The organism is Candidatus Colwellia aromaticivorans (assembly GCF_003333305.1).
GTDB classification, from domain to species: Bacteria; Pseudomonadota; Gammaproteobacteria; order Enterobacterales; family Alteromonadaceae; genus Colwellia; species Colwellia aromaticivorans.
The window spans coordinates 76,823-96,827 of sequence record NZ_QOLD01000095.1 but is presented as its reverse complement, the minus strand read 5'-3'; the positions used below and the strand labels follow the sequence as shown (position 1 = coordinate 96,827).

Below are 20,005 nucleotides of genomic sequence, written 5' to 3'. Positions count from 1 at the left end.
TAAGTGCCTATAAGCTTTATGAATAACTTACCGAGATAGGAATAGTGAGCACTTTGCGCCCTTGATGTTTGAGCCAAAAATAAATACCCGCAAAACACAAGAATACGGCAGCAATATAAATACTTGCCATAAATGGCGCAGCAAAAAAGTTACCCACTTGAAAACATAACGTTGCCATTAAATAAGCCAGTAAGAAACTCCAAATAGCAGCAAAACCAGCCCAACGAGTGCCTACTTCATTTTTAATTGCACCCATAGCAGCGATACATGGCGTGTATAGAAGAATAAAAAGCAAGTAACTAAACGCACCCAACTGTCCGGCAAAAGCGGCTTGCATTACTTGATAAGTACTTAACTCTACATCTTGATCTTTAGCTACCTGCGCTAAATCACTCAGGTCACCAACATCAATACCTAAAGGATCATCGGGCGCGATACCCAATAAATTCTCTTTAATACTACTAATGGCATCATGCCAACTTGCCGTTAACGATGGCGCTTCACCGTCTACACTATTACTTGGGGAATATAAACTGTTAAACGTTGCTACCAGAACTTCTTTAGCAAAAATTCCAGTAATAATACCAACACCTGCTTGCCAATTATCTTCCTTAATGCCCATAGGCGTAAGCAGTGGCATTACCACTTGTGCGCTTTGGCTTAAAATAGATTTTTCGCTGTCTTGATGACCAAAACTTCCGTCTGTGCCTATAGAGTTTAAAAAGTTTAGTAAGCACACCACAATAACAATAGTTTTACCTGCGCCGGTAACAAAGCTATAAGTACGTTGCCACACACGTTTACTGATAGTGACAATTTTAGGTAATTCGTAAGGTGGTAATTCCATTATATTCAATGAACTAGTACCAGATAATACGGTTTTTTTAAGCAAAAACCCCGTGAATATAGCAGCAGCAATGCCAATCAAATACAATAAAAACACTAAGTTTTGGCCGCTTTCAGGAAAAAAGGCCGCGGCGAATAATGCGTAAACCGGTAAGCGCGCTCCACATGACATAAATGGCGACATCATAATAGTGGTAATACGCTCTCTTTCGCTGTCGAGTACTCGCGCTGACATAACCGCTGGTACGGTACAACCAAAACCAACAATAAGCGGCACAAAAGCTTTACCCGGCAAGCCAATTTTTTGCATCACGCTATCCACTACAAAAGCAGCACGAGCCAAATAACCTGAGTTTTCTAATAATGATAAGCCAATAAATAAACAAGCGATAACAGGAATAAAAGTAGCAACAGTTTGTATGCCACTACCAATACCTTCCACGATAGTGAGTGACCACTGCGGTAAACCTAAAGGAGCAAGAAAATGGAGCGGATAGTCAACAAAAATGGTGCCACTGAGAATATCAAAAAAATCAATAAACGCACTACCGACATTAATAGCAAACATAAATAATAAATACATCATGCCTAAAAATACCGGAATACCCGTCAGCGGATGCAAGACAAAATTATCTAAGCTATCAGAAAAGCGAGCTCCGCCTCCACCAACACTTGATCGGGATAAAACATCTGCAACATAATCTTGTCTTGCTTGAATTGCTGATGAACTTTCACCTGGCAGGTTTTGATTTTCTTCTGTTTTAGCTTGTTTTAAAACTTGGTCTTGTTGGGTAAATTCTTGTTGCGCTAATAATAAGTTTTTCTCCATGCAGACTAGTGCATCTTTATCATGCGCACTTAGCGCCACCACAGGACAGCCTAATTCTGCGCTTAATTTACCAACATTAACCGAGGCATGTTTCTGCCTATCCATTTTATTCAGCACTACTATCATAGGCACGCCTAATTCAAGCAGCTGTGTAGTAAGATAAAGTTGACGGCTTATTTGGTTAACATCAACGACATTAATCAAACAATCAATATCATTGGTTGTGATAAATTGTTGAGAAATAGTTAAGTCTTGACCTTGCTCACCGCGTTTAGTTAGTGAACTTAGGCCGGGTAAATCTGAAAGAAAAGTGTCGACACCATTTAACTGTATTGATGTTTTTGTCGCCGCTACCGTAATGCCTGAGAAATTACCAACATTTTGCTGGACTGCATTTTTATTATGAGAAGACAGTAAATTAAATAATGTACTTTTGCCTGTATTAGCAAATCCAACAAGGGCGTAATGCAACCCTTTTACTGGCAAGACAGCACCTTTATCAGAAGATTGGCTGCATGATGAAGAACTAGAACAACAACTCATGATGAAAACTCATATAACGCTTACTAAATGGAACGGTGTTTAAATACGTCGTAGGATTGAAGCCAAACCTACAAAAAATTACATGCTAGCAACTTGAATTTGTTCGGCAATAGAGCGTTGAATGCTTATTTTAGTGTTATGTAATCGAAAAGCGATTGGTCCGTTAAATGGCGCTTTATGCGCTAATGCTACTTCGGTACGCAAAGCAAAACCTTGCTCTAATAATTGAGCAGAAAGCATTTCATCAAGCGGTAACCCGCTAATTTTAACAACCTGATTTTTGGCTACATCAACTAAAGTCATTTCTTTACCTTTTTCTACTTCACCTTTAACAACAGTTGGTTAAAGACAAGCCGGCTAAATACAAATAAAATATCATCATTACTTTGTTAGTAACATTCGCTAAAAATATACTTTAGAGAACACAATACAAAAGATAATGAGAATTACTACTATTTGCATTCTACACTGAGATGGGTAAGGACACAATGAAAACAATTATTGTTTACGTCTTAGTTGATGTTGATCAATGAATGATACTAATTTGAATAAATCAGCAAAGGGAGCCATCCTTGGCACCCTAGAATTTACATAACATTGTAGTTTTTCAAGAAATAAAATTTTACTCTTTATCGCTAATATCTAGTTCCACTTCAGTTAATTTAATCAACTCCACATCAACTTGATCTACCCTTTGCAAACCACGTGGTAACTTATTACCCCTACGGCCACGTTCGCCACGATAATGCTCAATATCACTGGTTTTTAAGGTGAGTTTACGTCTACCCGCATGCAAGGTAACTGATGCACCATCTGGCACAATGGCAAGCAAAGTAACAAGTTCTTCACGTGCCTTAGCGCGCGCTGATGGAATATTAATAATTTTATTTCCCTTACCTTTACTTAAAATAGGTAGATTTTTCACCGGAAATACTAACATTCGTCCTTCAGTGGTGATAGCTAAACAAGAAGCACTCTCAATATTTTCAATTAACTGCGGCGTTAACACCCTTGAACCTTTTGGCAATGATATCATTGCCTTACCATTTTTATTGCGACTGTTCATATCGCCGAAACAACTAATAAAACCATACCCAGCATCACTAACCAGTAAATATTGGGTGTCATCATCAGCCATTAAACAATGTACAAAATTTTCACCTGCTGCTAGGTTAAATCGCCCTGTGAGTGGTTCTCCTTGGCTACGTGCCGTTGGTAGCGTATGCGCATCGGTAGTAAAAGCCCTTCCTGATGAGTCAATAAAGACTACCGGACGGTTACTTCGTCCTTTGGCTAAACATAGATAACTATCGCCCGCTTTATAGCTAAGTGCAGTAGCATCAATATCATGCCCTTTAGCACATCGCGCCCAACCTTTGTCTGATACCACAACAGTGACGGACTCACTTGGCACCAGATCTTTTTCAGTTAAGGCTTTTGATTCAGCACGCTCTACTAATTTAGAGCGACGATCATCACCATATTCTTCTGCTGCAGCCAAAATTTCTTTTTTCATTAGCGTACTCATGCGCGCTTTTGAATTAAGAATTTTTTCTAAATATTCTTGCTCTTCGCGTAAGTCATCTTGCTCTGCGCGAATTTTAACTTCTTCTAATTTAGCGAGCTGTCTTAGTTTAATTTCTAAGATGGCATGGGCTTGAATTTCTGACAAACTAAAGCGCGACATTAACTCGGCTTTTGGATCATCATAACCACGGATGATCTCAATAACTTCATCAATATTTAAGTAAGCGACTAATAAACCGTCTAAAATATGTAAACGTGCCAATACTTTATCTAAACGATATTGCAAACGTCGACGAACTGTTTCACGACGATATTCAAGCCACTCAGTTAAAATCTCTCGTAAGTTTTTCACCGCTGGGCGATTGTCTAAACCAATCATATTGATGTTAACGCGGTAACTTTTTTCTAAATCGGTACTCGCAAACAAATGCTGCATTAATTGCTCTATATCAACTCGATTCGATCGAGGAACAATCACTAAGCGTACAGGAGTTTCATGATCAGATTCATCACGAAGATCTACCACCATAGGCAGTTTTTTCGCGTTCATTTGTCCCGCAATTTGTTCTAATATTTTACCACCTGATGCTTGATGCGGTAATGCGGTGATCACCACTTCACCCTGTTCTATATCATAAACCGCACGCATTTTAATGCTGCCACGCCCCGTTTGATATATTTTTTCAATATCTGCTTTAGGGGTAATTATTTCCGCATCCGTTGGGTAATCCGGCCCTTGAACAAATTCGAGTAAATCACTCACTTCTGCTTTAGGTTGCTCAATTAAATGCACACAGGCAGCGGCAATTTCACGGACATTATGGGGGGGAATATCGGTTGCCATGCCTACAGCAATACCCGTAATGCCGTTGAGCATAATATGAGGTAAACGCGCTGGCAGCGTTTTTGGCTCTTGCATGGTGCCGTCAAAGTTTGGCACCCAATCAACAGTTCCTTGGCCAAGCTCAGCTAGAAGAACCTCACTAAAACGTGATAATCGTGATTCTGTATAACGCATAGCCGCGAAAGATTTTGGATCATCGGGTGCGCCCCAGTTCCCTTGCCCATCAACTAAAGGATAACGATAAGAAAACGGTTGCGCCATTAATACCATAGCTTCATAACAAGCACTGTCACCATGAGGATGAAATTTACCGAGCACATCACCAACGGTACGAGCTGACTTTTTATATTTAGCTGTTGCCGATAAACCCAGTTCTGACATGGCATAAACGATACGTCGTTGAACTGGCTTTAAGCCATCACCAATATGTGGCAAGGCACGGTCCATAATAACGTACATGGAGTAGTTTAAATAAGCTTCTTCTGTAAAGCGTCTTAGGGGAACTTGCTCTACCCCGTCAGGACTATATTCGAGCACATCAGACATGAAATGATTTTCCTATTTCCGTAAACATGAATATCGCAAACACGAGCGTCTAAAGTATGAGTACGATTTATTTTTATTATTAATAATGATATGAAGTAGAATTAAACTACTGCCATATTACCTTTACTTTGCAGCCACTCTTTGCGATCGCCACTGCGTTTTTTTGATAACAACATATCCATCATTTCAATGGTTTGGCTGTGTTCTTCATCAAGCGCAGTTAATTGCACTAAACGGCGGGTATTAGGATCCATGGTGGTTTCGCGTAATTGTGGAGGGTTCATTTCGCCCAAACCTTTAAAGCGCTGTACGTTCACTTTTCCACGCTTTTTCTCGGCTTCGATTCGGTCAAGAATTCCGTCTTTTTCGGCTTCATCTAGCGCGTAAAAGACTTCTTTACCAACATCAATGCGATACAATGGCGGCATTGCTACATAAACATGCCCTGCTTGTACTAGTGGTAAAAAATGTTGAGTAAATAAGGCACATAATAAGGTGGCAATGTGAAGTCCGTCGGAGTCAGCATCAGCAAGAATACAAATTTTACCGTAACGTAATTCTGATAAATCATCACTATCAGGATCGATCCCTAACGCAACCGAAATATCATGAACTTCTTGCGAGGCAAGAATTTGGCCTGAGTCAACTTCCCACGTATTAAGAATTTTTCCTCTCAGTGGCATAATAGCTTGTATTTCACGATCACGTGCCTGTTTAGCACTACCGCCCGCAGAATCACCTTCCACTAAAAACAATTCTGTACGCGCTAAATCTTGGCTACCACAGTCGGTAAGCTTTCCTGGTAATGCCGGGCCTTGGGTAATCTTTTTTCGTACAACTTTTTTACTTGCACGCATTCTTTTTTGAGCGTTGCTAATACAAAATTCTGCAAGGGTTTCAGCTATGTCCGTATGTTCATTTAGCCATAAGCTAAAAGAATCTTTCACTACACCTGTTACAAACGCTGCACATTGGCGTGATGATAAACGCTCTTTCGTTTGGCCGGCAAATTGTGGGTCTTGCATTTTTATTGATAATATATAGCTACATTTGTCCCAAATATCATCAGGCGTTAATTTAACACCGCGAGGAACTAAGTTTCTAAATTCACAAAACTCACGCATAGATTCTAACAAACCTTGGCGTAAACCGTTTACATGTGTGCCGCCAGCAATAGTAGGAATTAAGTTAACATAACTTTCGCCTATTCCTTCTCCGCCTTCAGGTAGCCAAGTTACTGCCCAGTCTGCCGCTTCATTTTGCGAAGAAAACACGCCAACAAAAGGCTCTTCGGGTAAATTAACATAACCTTTTACAGACTCTTTTAAATAGTCTGTTAGACCATCTTCATAACACCATTCGTATTTTTTATTTTCAATTTTGTCATGAAACTTAATGATTAAACCGGGACACAATACCGCTTTTGCTTTTAATAAATGGGTAAGCTTTAATACAGAAAATTTAGAGGAGTCAAAATAGCTAGGATCAGGCCAGAATTTTACTCGAGTACCGGTATTACGTTTGCCAACAGTGCCCGTTTGAGTTAACTCTTCAACTTTATCGCCATTTTCAAAAGCCATTTCATAGACAAGGCCATTACGCCTTACGGTAACATCTACACGCGTGGACAAGGCATTAACAACAGAAATACCAACACCATGCAAACCACCGGAAAATTGATAGCTTTTATTAGAAAATTTACCACCCGCGTGTAACTTACAAAAGATTAGCTCAACCCCTGAAACGCCTTCTTCAGGATGAATATCTGTTGGCATACCACGGCCATCATCAGTAATTTCTAATGATTGATCGGTATCTAATACCACTATAATATTTTGTGCATGACCGGCAAGTGCCTCATCCACCGAGTTATCAATAACTTCTTGACCTAAATGATTTGGGCGCGTGGTATCAGTATACATACCTGGGCGACGTCGAACGGGTTCTAAGCCGCTTAGTACTTCGATGGAATCGGAATTATATTGGTCGGTCATGTTTATATCGTATCTTTATAAATATTATTTTTTATTGGATGTTTTTTGCTGTATTAAAAACTGTTAAGTTGAAAAAGTCTGCTATTACCGGTAAATGTTGTTCAAAATCGACAAAACTATGATCACCACCCTCCTCCACTACTAGTCGACAATGTTGGTACTTTTTCACTGCTTCTTGGTAATTTAACACTTCATCATCGGTTTGTACCATAACTAGATAATTATTTTTTTGCTGCATATCAAAACTAGGAGGCTTTGGTTCAATCACTTTTAGTTCAGTCATATGCTCTGTGGTGACTTGATAAACTTCTTCAGTGTAAGGGTTCACTTGTTCGCCAAGATAGTCTTGAAGTAATTCAAAAGGTTTAATGGCAGGATTAATAAGTACACAAGGGAAGTTATATTTTTCTGACAGGTGACTAGCAAAATATCCTCCTAATGAGGAACCCATTAAATACCATAAGCCCTTAGTTTGAGACGATTGAATTATATGTTCTAGTTGATCAATAGCCTCTTTGGGATTGCTGGCAACTTGCGGACAATAAAAATGAACCTGAGGAAAGTTATTGAAAAAATATTGTCGTGCTTGCTCTGCTTTTACCGATAAAGGTGACGAATTAAAACCATGAATATAAAGAATGTTTTTTTGCATTTTTGTACTTCTAACAAATGAGATTTTTTAATGAATAATTATTTAAGGCCTGATATTTAAGGCCTAACAATTTCACTCGCAATTGTACCATTACTGTCAAGGTATAATAATCGATAACTTGGCAAAATAGAGGCCATTTTTTCTTTAGTATCACCAAATTGAACAGACGTTGCGGGGCAAGTATAAATATCAACCTGGTCTTTAGTAAGCTGGCTAGCTCGATGTACATGCCCACAGGCAATGGCTTTTATCTTCATGTCTTCATTATTTAATTGATTAACGGCTTGCCAAAAAACTTGCTGGTTTTTTAAGCCATGTTTATCAATATAATAGCCAATATCTACCGGGTGATGGTGCATCATCAATAGCTGAAATTTATTTTTGTCTATTCGTTGTGCTAATTCATCTAAGGCTGTTTCGCTAACCAAGCCTGATGGCGTTTCACTTTTACTGTCTAATAGTTGTACTTGCCAAAAATCATGGCTAATGATGTTATTGGTTTGAAAGTTTGGCACCACTAAATATTTCGCAATCATCTCTTTATCATCGTGATTGCCAGCCAAGAAATATACTGGGATGGTAAACTTAGCCTGTGCTACCGCTTCAGCAAAATATTGATAAGATAATTCAGAATGGTCTTGAGTGAGATCACCTGTAAAAACCGCACAATCAATATTGTCTCGAAGCGCAATATCAGTTAATACTTGTGTTAGATTTTGCCAAACATTAGCACCAAAATGTTTAACCTTTTTATCCGCAAACAAGTGGCAATCGCTAAATTGGGCAATGATAAAAGGTTTATTTTGAGTAGTCATAAGGGTGTTTGTAACTCAACATCAACTTGTCCATGCGTTAAGCAAAGATGTAACCATTCATTTAAAAATTGATTGATTTGCTGCTTCTCATCCTGTTGGTGCATGTGTTTATTAGGGTAATCGTAACGAGGTTTCACTTGGTGTATGTCTTGGCTGCTGATCACTTCAGCCATACGAGCATCATGATACAGACGAATAGACATACGAGGATGAATAGAATGAAGTAAGGTTTTATTTGTAGACTTTGTTTGTTCAAAGTCTTTTAGCTCAAGTACTTTATGTTCCAACACTTTTTGTTCAAATGTGATGAGCGAAGTATAACGAGTCACTTCATTAACCGTTATTACATAGGCAAGATGGTCATTAATGAAAAAATGGCGCTGTTGATAAAGTTGAGTTTGATCCGCCTGTATTTTTAAAAATAAAAAATAGTTATTGGCGCACAAAGACATCAAACTAACGAGGTTAGGCTGATATTTTTTTCTGCTATTAACTTTACTGCTCGGGAAAAAACTCACTTATGAGAGTCCCTCTTTATAACTATACTCATGTTACCTCGAAATACTCGTTTCAGCGAGAATTAAAAGGCTTAGAGGCAAGGCATTGATTGAAGATAATGGTTACTCCCTTCTCGAAATCAATAACGCCGCATATAAGCCTTTTAAACTCGCCCTACGGGAGCTTCTGAATAAATCATGCTCGTCGTTGCATCTATTTTTAAGGGAACACCATTAATAAAAAGATGCGCCTTGATCATAAATTATTCAGTACCCCTGAAACAGACATTTTGAAGTATCATGAGTATTTGCCGTTGCATTATAGTTCCCACAATCAAATATAGCCTATAAATTTTGATAATTTATGGCCAGCCATTGTAAGCCAATTACCGTTGCAGCGTTACTAATTTTGCCATCAGTGAGTAATGTAAAGGCATCATTACGTGACACGACATGTAGCATAATATCTTCATTTTCATGGGCTAAACCATGAATACTCCCTGATGATACTTTACTGCTATCAAAAGGTGCCCAATATAAATGAATACATTCACTCGTACCGCCAGGGCTAGAAAAATATTTCATAATAAGTTGTACTGATGCTGGCTTTAATTCAATGTTGGCTTCTTCTTTCGCTTCACGAATAGCAACATCAATTGGGCTTTCGTTATCATCAAACATACCCGCAACAAACTCAAGCATCCACGGTGTTTCATTTGCCCGTAATATACCTGGCCTAAATTGCTCTAATAACAATAAGGTATCTTTTTTGGGATCATAAAGCATAACCACAACAGCATCACCACGCTCAAACACTTCACGAGTAAAGGGTTCACTTTGATCGCCAGAAAATAATTTATGATTAAGATGGTATTCATTCATCTTAAAAAATCCGTGATATTTTGTTTCAATAGCAGATATAGTTACATCCGTTTTATCATATTGAAGTATTGAAGCTTGCTTTTTTTTATTATCTTGCATAAACAATCTCTTTTTAATAATAATTTGTTACACTAGTTAAATACTTATTTTATTTGGTTAATATATAAAATTAGGTAACATAACCGAGTATAAAAATAACACTTAATATGAGTATAAATATCTACTCAAGGAAAGCCTTACCCATGAAAAAAACATTAAGCACGTTAATTATAGCTATTGCCAGTGCAATAACTAGCGCTAATGCTCAAGCCGATGATTTATTAACGGTTTATCAGCAAGCTCTATTAAATGATACCGTGGTATTAAAAGCACAGGCACAGTACGAAATTGTTAAAGAAGATATTGAACAAGCACGTGCTGTTTTATTGCCTCAAATCAATGCCTTTGCCAGTTATAGTGACGGGGAAACTGAAACCTATAATCCGGGTTCTACTTTGATATCAACTTCTGAATTTAATTCTTTAGGTTATGGCGCTAGCTTAAACATGCAGCTTTATCACCATAATAGTTGGTTAAGTTTGGATATTGCGAAAAAATCAGCACACCAAAGTGATTTAGTTTACCAAGTCGCAAAGCAAGATTTAATACTTAGAGTAACCCAAGCATATTTTGCTTTGTTAGGTGCAAAAGATGACTTAGAATTCGCGCAAGCAGAAAAAACTGCAATTGCTCGCCAACTTGAACAAACTAAGCAACGTTTCTCTGTTGGTTTAACTGCGATAACCGACGTGCATGAAGCACAAGCGCAATTTGATACCGCGGTAACAGAAGAAATACGTTCAGAAAATGCTATTTATAATGCTGAGGAAGAATTACGGGTAATCACCAATACTTACCCAAGAGATATCAACATACTCAATACGGATAGATTTAGCACAACTACGCCTACCCCAAATAGTGCTGATGAATGGCAAAAAACCGCTGAAGCGAAAAACTTAGATTTAATAACAGCTAAAGTAGGAATAGATATTTCTAAACAAGTTATTGATGCGGCTAGATCAGGTCATTATCCTACCTTGGATTTTGGCGCCAGCTACAATAGTAATGATGGCGAAACGAATGGCAATGATATACCAGCTTTAGATGATTACTCTATTGGCATAACCCTAAATGTGCCAATTTATTCTGGTGGTGCTGTTCAAAATTCTGTACGCCAAGCCCAAAATAACTTTGTACTGGCTAGCCAAGATTTAATGCAAACACACCGCGGTGTTGTTCGTACTACTCGTAATGCCTATAATACGGTTATTGCTACTATTTCAGGTATTAGGGCTTTTGAACAATCTGTACTCAGTGCCAGTAAAGCGTTAGAAGCTACCGAAGCAGGTTTTGAAGTGGGTACACGTACTATTGTTGATGTGTTAGACAGTACTCGTAACTTGTATAATGCTAAACGTAACTTATCATCAACACGTTATTCCTATATTCAGAATGTTTTATTATTAAAACGTGCTGGTGGTACTATCACAGATGAAGATATCACCTCGATTAACTCTGGTTTAATAGCAAAGAAATAAGATTAAAATTTTCCAATAAAAAGCCACTTACTTAAGTGGCTCTTTTTTTACATCTAATGAGTTCTTTCTTCTGCTTGGCTTGCTTTACATTAAGCTTCTAAAAAACCCTACTAGCTGCTTAGATTCTCTTTGAACAGAATAATGCTCTAAAACCCGCTCTCGGCCATCAATTCCCATTTGCGCTAATTTATCTTCATTATTAAGTAGTAAGTCCATTTTATTTATAACCGCAGGTAAATCATTAACAGGTACAACGTAGCCATCAGTTCCTTCTCGCACCACTTCAGGCCATGCACCAGCTTCACTTGCCAACACGGCTGCGCCACTGCTCATAGCTTCTAAAATGGTCAAGCCAAAACCTTCGTTTTCACTTAACGCCACTACTAAAGACAAACTACTGAATATTTTAGGAATATCAGCAAAATTTTGTTCGCCAGCAAAAATAATACGTTGGCTTAAACCCGCTTTTTCAATCTCGGCTTGTAATTCTTTTACAAAGCTTTCATTGCTTGAGCTAATTGAGCCGACAACAACAGCAGTATAATCTGGATGTTTCCCAAGTAACTCGATACAACTTTTAACAAAAAGATGAACACCTTTTTGCGCTCGAACTCGTCCCAATATGGCAATACCTCGTTTGCCCTTTTCAACACCCTCGGGTAGTAAGTTTAATAATTTCCAGGCCTCTATTTTATCGACTGGTGGCGTATAAACATCGGTATTCACGCCATGATAAATAATGGCATCAGGTTTTCGGTGTAAATAACTCGCTGATGCTTTACACATAGCTAACACTGCATCCATTTTATCGGTTAACCAAAGAGTAGAGCCACTACGATAACGTTGCGCTGCGCTGCTAAAAATAATTTTGATTTTGGCGCGAAAAATATGTTTTAAAATTAAAGCCTGAATCATTTCATCAACACGGCGGGCATGAAAAATTCTAAAGCGTCCATCCGCTAATGGTTTTAGACACATTTTAGCAACTTGCCAAAAGCTAATATTTAACGATTGGTCCGTTAAATGATGCTTTCCCATAACCCGTAAGTTAATTAATTTTTGTTGCTCAGACAATAATTGCAACATAGTGGATGTGACACCAGAAAAATTAGAATTAGAATTTCCAATAATTAACTCTATTTCGTCTCGATGATTATCATGATGGTCGGCTGTATTCATTTTATTTATACACTAACAATGTCCAAAGTTATAATTGCTATTCTACGATAAAACCCTCAAAGACAACATAAGTTAATTGCCCATTTTCAGGTAACTTAGGTATAATCACTTCCAGAAAAAATTTTAAGCAGCTTTACTAAGCGGCTTTATTAAGAGTAAATACTGTGAGTCGAAATAAAGTTTTACAACCTGATTTTAAATTAGCTTTTTTATTGCCGAAATATTGGTTAACTTGGTTAGGCGTTTTAATTCTCTATAGCATTTCATGGTTACCTTATAAATTGCAATTAAGCTTAGGTAGATTGATTGGCCGTTTACTTTTTAAAATAGGCTCTAAAAGAAAACATATTGCTGACACTAACTTAAAATTGTGTTTTCCCAAGATGAGTGATCAAGAACGACATCACATTTTAAAAAAGAACTTTGAAAACACTGGCATTGCTTTATTAGAAACGGGTATGGGCTGGTGGTGGCCAAATTGGCGCGTTAAACGTAAAGTAAGCGTAGTCGGTTTAGAGCATATTGAGAAAGCACAACGTGAAGGCAAAGGCGTATTATTACTGGCAATGCATTACTTAAGTGTTGAAATGAATGCTAGAGGCATAGGTCATGGCCACCCTATGGTAGTATTTTATCGTCCGCATAATAATCAACTAATGGAATATTTTCAGTTTCGAGGCCGTGGGCGATCCAACAAATATATGTTAGGTAAACGTGATGTTAAAGGCTTAATAAAAGCACTAAGAGATGGTGAAGCCTGTATTTATTTACCCGATCAAGACTATGGTAGAAACCGTAGTTTATTCGTGCCTTTTTTTGGTGTAAAAGAAACCGCAACGACGACTGGAACCTTAATTTTTGCACGACAAAGAAATGTTGAAACCATGATGATAGTTCCCACTAGAAATGAGGATGATAGTGGTTACACTCTTGAAATTATGCCACCACTGGAAAATTTCCCAACTAAAGATGACGAAGCCGATCTTATTCGTGTAAATCAAGAATTAGAAAAAGCTATTTCTCGAAAACCAGAACAATATATGTGGTTACATCGACGTTTTAAAACACGTCCAGATCCCGACTCACCCTCTTTATACAAGTAATTGTCTGCGTTAAAACTTTGAAAAATAAATAAGTTTTTTGTATTATTGAAGAAAATTAATGTAAATCAAATCAAAGAGTAATTATGGGATTTTGGATTAGAAATATTATTTTTGCAATTATTTTAATTGGTTTGGCTGTTGCTTTCTTTATTAATCAAGATTTTTTATTGTCGCTAGATGGTTCTCTTGAACAAGAGCCCGCGACTGAAGTCGTTGAACTTAAAGGGACAACACCTAAACCAGTATCTACTCCAACTTCACCTATAAAGTCTTCATATCAACAAATCAAAAAACCAGCCAATGCAGCAGCCGAAGGGCTGTCTAATTTTTATGCTAAAATCTACGGTGATGGGATTGACAAAAAAGGTCCTAAAATTCGAAATAACATAATTTACTTGCCAGACCCACGTGGGGATTTAGTTGAGATATTACAAGCAAGGGAAATGGTTGTCCGTCCATATCGAGCAAATTGGCAAGGCACAACAGCTTCTCGGGCTTTTAGAAAAGACCAAACTCTGTATCAAAAATTAACTGAATATGCTAAACAAGATGGGCTTGAAATTATTTGGTGGCTCAATAGAGATTTCATTATTAAAGACGCTTTTCGCATCGAAAAAAATATTTTAAAAACAGCTTACCAAATTGGTGAAGCGGTTTCAGGTCATTTTCCCGAAGGTATTAGTAGCTATTTTTGTTATCGTCAACGTACCTTAGTTTTTATTAATGAAGCACCAAAATACCTTAATGACGAGTGCTCTTTATTAAAACCAAAAAATGCTTATTAATTAAATTAACATCTTAAACTGTATCTATTCACCATACCTAGTATTCCCGTCATTCCAGTTGTATCTTTGCCTACAGGACGTAGGGTCTAGCTTTGGTCTGGAACTACAAAGCTGAAGCTGGAATCTCAGTGTTAAAATTCTAGACTCCCGATTTAAAGACCTCGGGAGTGACGATAGGTGAATAGTTATCTTAAACTAACCCTATGGTAAAAACTTCCTCCATACTAACATCACTTTATTTCGTTCGATCACCGTATCTTTATTAATCAGTAGCGCTTCATTTTGTAACGTTGCTTTGTGCCCTAAACCTCTTAATTTCTGATAACAGTTAGCTAATAACTGTTGTTCTTCTTCTGTTAATATTTCAAGATTAGCTAACTGATTGAATATACTCAAATTATCACAACACTGACTTAAAACTTCGTGCGTATGACAATGAGCCAACACTAAATACTGTGCTAAAAATTCAATATCAACTAACCCACCTACCCCTTGTTTAATATCAACAAGTTCATCGGTAGATTTATCAAGATGATTACGCATTTTTTCACGCATACTACTCACATCAACTTTTAATTTATCTAACTCCCGCGCAAGGCTTAAGACTTGCTGACGTATGTCATTAAACCGCTGTTCAATGACACTGTTACCATAAACAATGCGAGCACGTACCAATGCTTGGTGCTCCCATGTCCACGCATCTTCTTGTTGATATTGTTCAAAAGTATTTATATGTCCAACTAAAACACCCGAGTTACCCGAAGGGCGCAAACGCATATCTAACTCATACAAAACACCACTGCTCATGCGTGTGTTAAAAATATGCATAATGCGCTGTATTAGCTTCATATAAAATTGACTAGCAGATACACTTTTATCACCATTGGCTAAACCCGTCGTTACATCACCCTCAGGGCTATTATGTACGAAAACCAAATCAAGATCAGAGCCATAGCTAAGTTCATTACCGCCCATTTTTCCGTAGGCGATTACCGCAATACCTTTATTTTGGAAGTTATTTTGGTTAAAATTTTTCTCATTACTTGGCGAATTAACGATTGATTTCGGTACACCAAAACGGCCAACAACTTGTTGCCAACCAATATTAATGACTTCAGCAATAATAGCTTGCGCTAGTGCTGTTAAATGTAGGCTTACTTGCTCTACAGTTAATACCTCAGAAATATCTGCGGCAGCAATACGTAATTGTTGAGCTTGTTTGAATAATCGTAAACCATCCATTTGTGCTTCTAAATCTTCCTCAGGGATTCGTAACATACTTTCACGTAATTCATGACCGTAAGCCGTTATTTTTGTGGGATTATGTAACAATCGTGGATCGATTAATTCATCCAGTAAAATAGGAGATTTAGCAATATAGTCAGTCACCCAACGACTGGCTTGGCACAAATGAATTAATTGCTTTAACGCGCCTTCATTTTCAAATAACAGTTCTAGGTAGGCAGTACGGGTAACTATTTTTTTAAACACATGTAAAACGCGTTCCAGTACAAATTCAGCTTGTTTTGCTTGCTGGATATGACAAATAAGTAAAGGAAGCAACTTATCTAACACTTGCCTCCCTCTATTCCCAATGCTCCGTTTACTAACATCATCCCTGAAATCTGATAACAAACGCCAAATATCTTCACTGTTCCAGTGAGTTTCCTCGCTATCACCTTGATCTTGTTCTAACCAAGCAATGGACTCTTCATCATTCCAACGGCTATGCCACAAGGTTGTCCAATGCTCATCTTGAATTTGATGATTTGGGCTTTCAATACCAATAAGCTGCTCAAATTTATCATGAACATCATACATGTGTTTTTCAAGTACTAAGCAAAAGTCTTGCCACGAAGTAAACTCAAGCACATGCAGTATTCTTTGCTTGTCTAATTCATTGTCAGGCAGCGTTTGTGTTTGTTTATCAGCCAATGCTTGAATAATATTTTCGACTCGACGTAAAAAACAATAGGCATTTTCCAGAACCAATTTACTGTCTTCTTCCAGTTCTCCTGAAATCACTAATTCAGGCAATACGGTTAACAGGCGACGTTGCTGTAACGCTTTTACTCTACCACCACGAATTAGCTGGAACACTTGCACGATAAATTCTATTTCACGAATACCGCCGGCACCGAGTTTTATATTATTCACTAATTGCTTACGGCGTACTTCTTGTGAAATCATCATTTTCATACGGCGTAAACTATCAATAACACTAAAATCGATATAGCGACGATAAACAAAAGGTCGTAATAGTTTTGATAATTGGTGATGGTATTTATCATCACCATTAAGTGGAGGAATTACCCGTGCTTTTAGCATGGCATAGCGCTCCCAATCTCTTCCTTGCTCTTGGTAATAATCTTCCATTGCACTAAAGGTTAATACTAACGGGCCACTTTCACCAAAAGGTCTTAAGCGCATATCAACACGATAAACAAAACCGTCGGCAGTATGCTGATGTAATGAAGTTATGAGCTTTTGTGCTAAACGGGTAAAAAACTGTTGATTCTCAATACTTCGTCTATGGCCCTGAGTTTCACCGCTGTGAGGATAGACAAAAATCAAATCAATGTCAGAAGAGAAATTTAACTCATACCCACCTAGTTTTCCCATACCATAAACTAGCAATGGCTGAATTTCACCCGCAGTACTTGTTGGTGTTCCCCACTTGTTTTGGCAAAAAGTGGTTAACCAAGTAAGACTACTTTGAATAAGTGCATCGGCTAATAAAGATAAGCGTTCTAATGACTGCTCAAGAGAAATGTCTAGCACCAAATCAGCCACGGCAATATTGACCATTTGCTGTAAGCGAAAGCGCCTCAATAATCGGTGCAATTGCTCTTCACTTTCACACGCTATTAATAAGTCATTTAATAACGTTGCATAAGGTGGCACTGTTTTTTGGTAGACATCTTTATTTACAAATAAATTCAACACTAACTCTGGTGCTTGCAATGCACTTGTTAGAATAAAGTCACTCAAAGTGATAGCCAAGGTAAACTGTTCAAGCTGTTCAGACGTCAGCTTTTGATATCCTTCAGGATGTTGTTGGCTAAATTGTTGCCAGCTTTTTTGTTTTTGCTGTGTTAATAGTGGGGATAAATTGGTAGATAATGAGGATGAATACACAAGCAGTCCTTTTTATTACTTAAAATAAATGCATCAAGATAGTATAATCAAGACAATATAATTTGAACAATAGACATAATATGTCATTAATGCTATTAATACCCTGAACTATTCAATCGCTGTCTTCCTCGAAGTGTATTAATCGAGGCCTTAGTGTTTTATCGTAAGGTTACAGAGTAATAAATTACCAAAATAATTCACTCACGATATTTTACTGAATAGATATTCTTAACATAGCATTTTTATGGAGATGATAGCAGAAATGCAAAGTCTAAAAGACTCTTTTATCAAACGATTTTTTAATAAAATGTGCACTAGATCAATGTTAGTGCTCTCTATTTTATTGTTATCTGCTTGTGGCGATCCCGTTAAAGAGCAGGCTCTACAGCAACTCCCTATAACCGAGAAAAGAGTTACTCAGTTGGGTGAGGCGTTAACTAATGGTCAGGTGCGCAATGCTAATTTAATTCATCAGTATGCGACAAAAGTATCAATACTCAAGCCAAGTTTAAACGCATTGACTGATGAGTTTAGTAAAGATGCTAGCATACAAGGTCCGATGTATCGCGCCTTACTCGATAGAGTTAATACCGCAAAAAACCAACCGCAAATGTTTGCTTCAAGCCAAGCCCTTTATGACGAATTACTCAATATTTATCAAGCGGCTGATCCGGTACTTTATTCTGAGGCATTAAGTGATCCCCTAAATGTATTAGCTGATATGTCTGACGGTCAATTACCTAGAGTAAACTCTTTATCTAAATCACAATCTCAACAAGCAAATAATGCGCAAGATTTTGGCACGGGTGAACAGCTTATTGGCAATCCAAGTTATGGTAATTGGCAAACGGGTAGTAACGGTATGTCATTTTGGGCATGGTACGGTATGTATTCTATGATGGGAAACATGTTTGGCCGCCCTGCATACTATAGCGACTGGGGACGAAATAGAAACTATAGCTACTATAATGATTACGGCAGAACTCGCTATAGTTCACCTAGCCAGCTAAATAAACAAACGCAACTTGATCAGCGCACTAAAAAATCATTTGCCAGTAGAGGCAAAAAATTTACCAGCCCCTACAATAAAAACCGTACTGGCTCATCGAGTTTATCTTCCAAAAGTAAAACAGCACAATCTAGCGCTAATCGTTTTCGAAATAATACCGCTAAAAAAAGTAACTATGCGAGTAAGTCTACTTCTAAATCAAAGTATGGTAAAAACTCAAGTTTTAGAAACTCTAACACCAATACATCACGTAGTTTTCGACGTGGTAAATAAGAATAAGTAACAAGAAATAGGATAGATAGTTATGAACACATTGATAGATCTCGTTGGTGTTAATCAAGAATTACTGGTTTATTTAGCCATAGACATCACTATTGCTATCATGCTTTTAGGTGCTATGCGCTTTTTATTGGGTTTAACAAGCCAAGTAAATAGTACTGAAGAATTAGCACAAAAAGATAACTTTGCTTTTGGTGTTAGTGTTGCCGGTAGTATTTTTGCTTTGGGCATAGTATTAACCGGTGCTATTACTGGAGAAAATGCGCCAAGTTATATGATGGAAATCATCGGTATGTTGGCCTATGGTACCTACGGATTAATATTGATTAAAGTGGGTCGTATCATTCAGGATAAGGTAGCTTTACAGCACTTAAATAAAACAGAGTTAATAAAAGATAAAAATCTAACCATTGGTATTATTGACGCTGCTGGTGCAATTGCTACAGCAATTATTATTCGCGCGGTATTGCTTTGGGTTGATGGTTTAGATGTTTCAACCTTCATCGCCATTACCAGTGGTTTTATTGTCGCGCAAGCGGTGTTAGTGTTAGTGACTCGTATTAGAGAGAAAAAATACGCTAAAGATAATCAAGAAGATTGCCTACAAGAAGCGTTAAGTGATGGACATTTAGCACTGGCTATTCGTTATAGTGGTCAAGTCATTAGTACCGCTCTTGCCGTTACAGCAGCAAGTCACTTCCTTGTTTATAGTCCTGACACCTTAGTAGTGAATTTACTGGGCTGGTTAGTCTTTGGTATAATAATGACACTATTAGTTACAGTGTTGACCTCAATAGCCAAACGCATTGTGCTTTGGGGGATCAATCTAGTAGAAGAAGTAGATCAGCAACATAATATTGGTGTTGCTAGTATTGAAATGGCGACGAGTATTTCAATAGCCTTGATATTAACCGCGTTAATGGCCTAACCAGTTACGAGTTAACAGTTTCGAGTTGCGAA

The 20,005-nt window shown here is 37.7% G+C and carries 15 protein-coding genes; 5 read left to right on the top strand and 10 right to left on the bottom strand.

Features of this window, described 5'->3' with window-relative positions; translation table 11 throughout:
* Positions 1-16: 16 nt before the first annotated feature.
* The 8 genes from feoB to DWA31_RS15690 all read right to left on the bottom strand — a co-directional run bounded on the left by feoB (position 17) and on the right by DWA31_RS15690 (position 10,074).
* Entirely contained in the window at positions 17-2,218 is a 2,202-nt protein-coding gene (gene feoB / locus DWA31_RS15725) for a ferrous iron transport protein B (protein WP_114327514.1), read from the bottom strand.
* A 78-nt stretch (positions 2,219-2,296) separates the two neighbouring features.
* Complete coding sequence (locus DWA31_RS15720) at positions 2,297-2,521, bottom strand: FeoA family protein (RefSeq protein ID WP_114327513.1); 225 nt, start codon at positions 2,519-2,521, stop codon at positions 2,297-2,299.
* Positions 2,522-2,840: 319 nt separating this feature from the next.
* Positions 2,841-5,135 (bottom strand): DNA topoisomerase IV subunit A, encoded by a 2,295-nt coding sequence (gene parC, locus DWA31_RS15715; RefSeq protein ID WP_114327512.1) that lies wholly within the window; start codon positions 5,133-5,135, stop codon positions 2,841-2,843.
* 101 nt (positions 5,136-5,236) lie between these two features.
* A complete protein-coding gene (parE, locus tag DWA31_RS15710; protein ID WP_114327511.1) occupies positions 5,237-7,129 on the bottom strand; it encodes a DNA topoisomerase IV subunit B in 1,893 nt (630 codons plus the stop codon).
* Positions 7,130-7,160: 31 nt separating this feature from the next.
* Positions 7,161-7,781, bottom strand: coding sequence for a YqiA/YcfP family alpha/beta fold hydrolase (locus DWA31_RS15705; protein WP_114327510.1), 621 nt, complete (start codon positions 7,779-7,781; stop codon positions 7,161-7,163).
* Between the two features lie 56 nt (positions 7,782-7,837).
* Positions 7,838-8,596, bottom strand: coding sequence for a metallophosphoesterase (locus DWA31_RS15700; RefSeq protein WP_114327509.1), 759 nt, complete (start codon positions 8,594-8,596; stop codon positions 7,838-7,840).
* Positions 8,593-9,114 carry a DUF1249 domain-containing protein gene (locus tag DWA31_RS15695; RefSeq protein WP_210725617.1) on the bottom strand — a complete coding sequence of 174 codons (522 nt, stop codon included), beginning with the start codon at positions 9,112-9,114 and terminating at the stop codon, positions 8,593-8,595. Before DWA31_RS15695 ends, DWA31_RS15700 begins: the two co-directional genes overlap by 4 nt.
* Positions 9,115-9,438: 324 nt before the next feature.
* Positions 9,439-10,074: an NUDIX domain-containing protein gene (locus DWA31_RS15690; protein WP_114327508.1), complete on the bottom strand. Its 636-nt coding sequence runs from the start codon at positions 10,072-10,074 to the stop codon at positions 9,439-9,441.
* Between the two features lie 143 nt (positions 10,075-10,217).
* Between DWA31_RS15690 and tolC the strand changes: the two genes are divergently transcribed.
* Positions 10,218-11,552 carry an outer membrane channel protein TolC gene (gene tolC / locus DWA31_RS15685; protein WP_114327507.1) on the top strand — a complete coding sequence of 445 codons (1,335 nt, stop codon included), beginning with the start codon at positions 10,218-10,220 and terminating at the stop codon, positions 11,550-11,552.
* An 84-nt stretch (positions 11,553-11,636) separates the two neighbouring features.
* Here tolC and DWA31_RS15680 read toward each other — a convergent pair whose 3' ends face one another.
* Positions 11,637-12,731, bottom strand: coding sequence for a glycosyltransferase family 4 protein (locus tag DWA31_RS15680; RefSeq protein WP_114327506.1), 1,095 nt, complete (start codon positions 12,729-12,731; stop codon positions 11,637-11,639).
* Positions 12,732-12,895: 164 nt separating this feature from the next.
* Between DWA31_RS15680 and lpxL the strand changes: the two genes are divergently transcribed.
* Positions 12,896-13,834: an LpxL/LpxP family Kdo(2)-lipid IV(A) lauroyl/palmitoleoyl acyltransferase gene (lpxL, locus tag DWA31_RS15675; RefSeq protein WP_114327505.1), complete on the top strand. Its 939-nt coding sequence runs from the start codon at positions 12,896-12,898 to the stop codon at positions 13,832-13,834.
* A gap of 83 nt (positions 13,835-13,917) precedes the next feature.
* Positions 13,918-14,619, top strand: coding sequence for a TcpQ domain-containing protein (locus DWA31_RS15670; RefSeq protein WP_114327504.1), 702 nt, complete (start codon positions 13,918-13,920; stop codon positions 14,617-14,619).
* Positions 14,620-14,820: 201 nt separating this feature from the next.
* Here the strand turns inward: DWA31_RS15670 and glnE are convergent, their stop codons facing one another.
* Positions 14,821-17,757: a bifunctional [glutamate--ammonia ligase]-adenylyl-L-tyrosine phosphorylase/[glutamate--ammonia-ligase] adenylyltransferase gene (gene glnE / locus DWA31_RS15665; RefSeq protein WP_114327503.1), complete on the bottom strand. Its 2,937-nt coding sequence runs from the start codon at positions 17,755-17,757 to the stop codon at positions 14,821-14,823.
* A gap of 307 nt (positions 17,758-18,064) precedes the next feature.
* Here glnE and DWA31_RS15660 point away from each other — a divergent pair, with 307 nt between their 5' ends.
* On the top strand, positions 18,065-19,039 hold the full coding sequence (locus DWA31_RS15660) for a hypothetical protein (RefSeq protein ID WP_114327529.1): 975 nt from the start codon (positions 18,065-18,067) through the stop codon (positions 19,037-19,039).
* 31 nt (positions 19,040-19,070) lie between these two features.
* Positions 19,071-19,973, top strand: a complete 903-nt coding sequence (locus DWA31_RS15655; protein WP_114327502.1) for a DUF350 domain-containing protein — start codon at positions 19,071-19,073, stop codon at positions 19,971-19,973.
* Positions 19,974-20,005 lie beyond the last annotated feature (32 nt).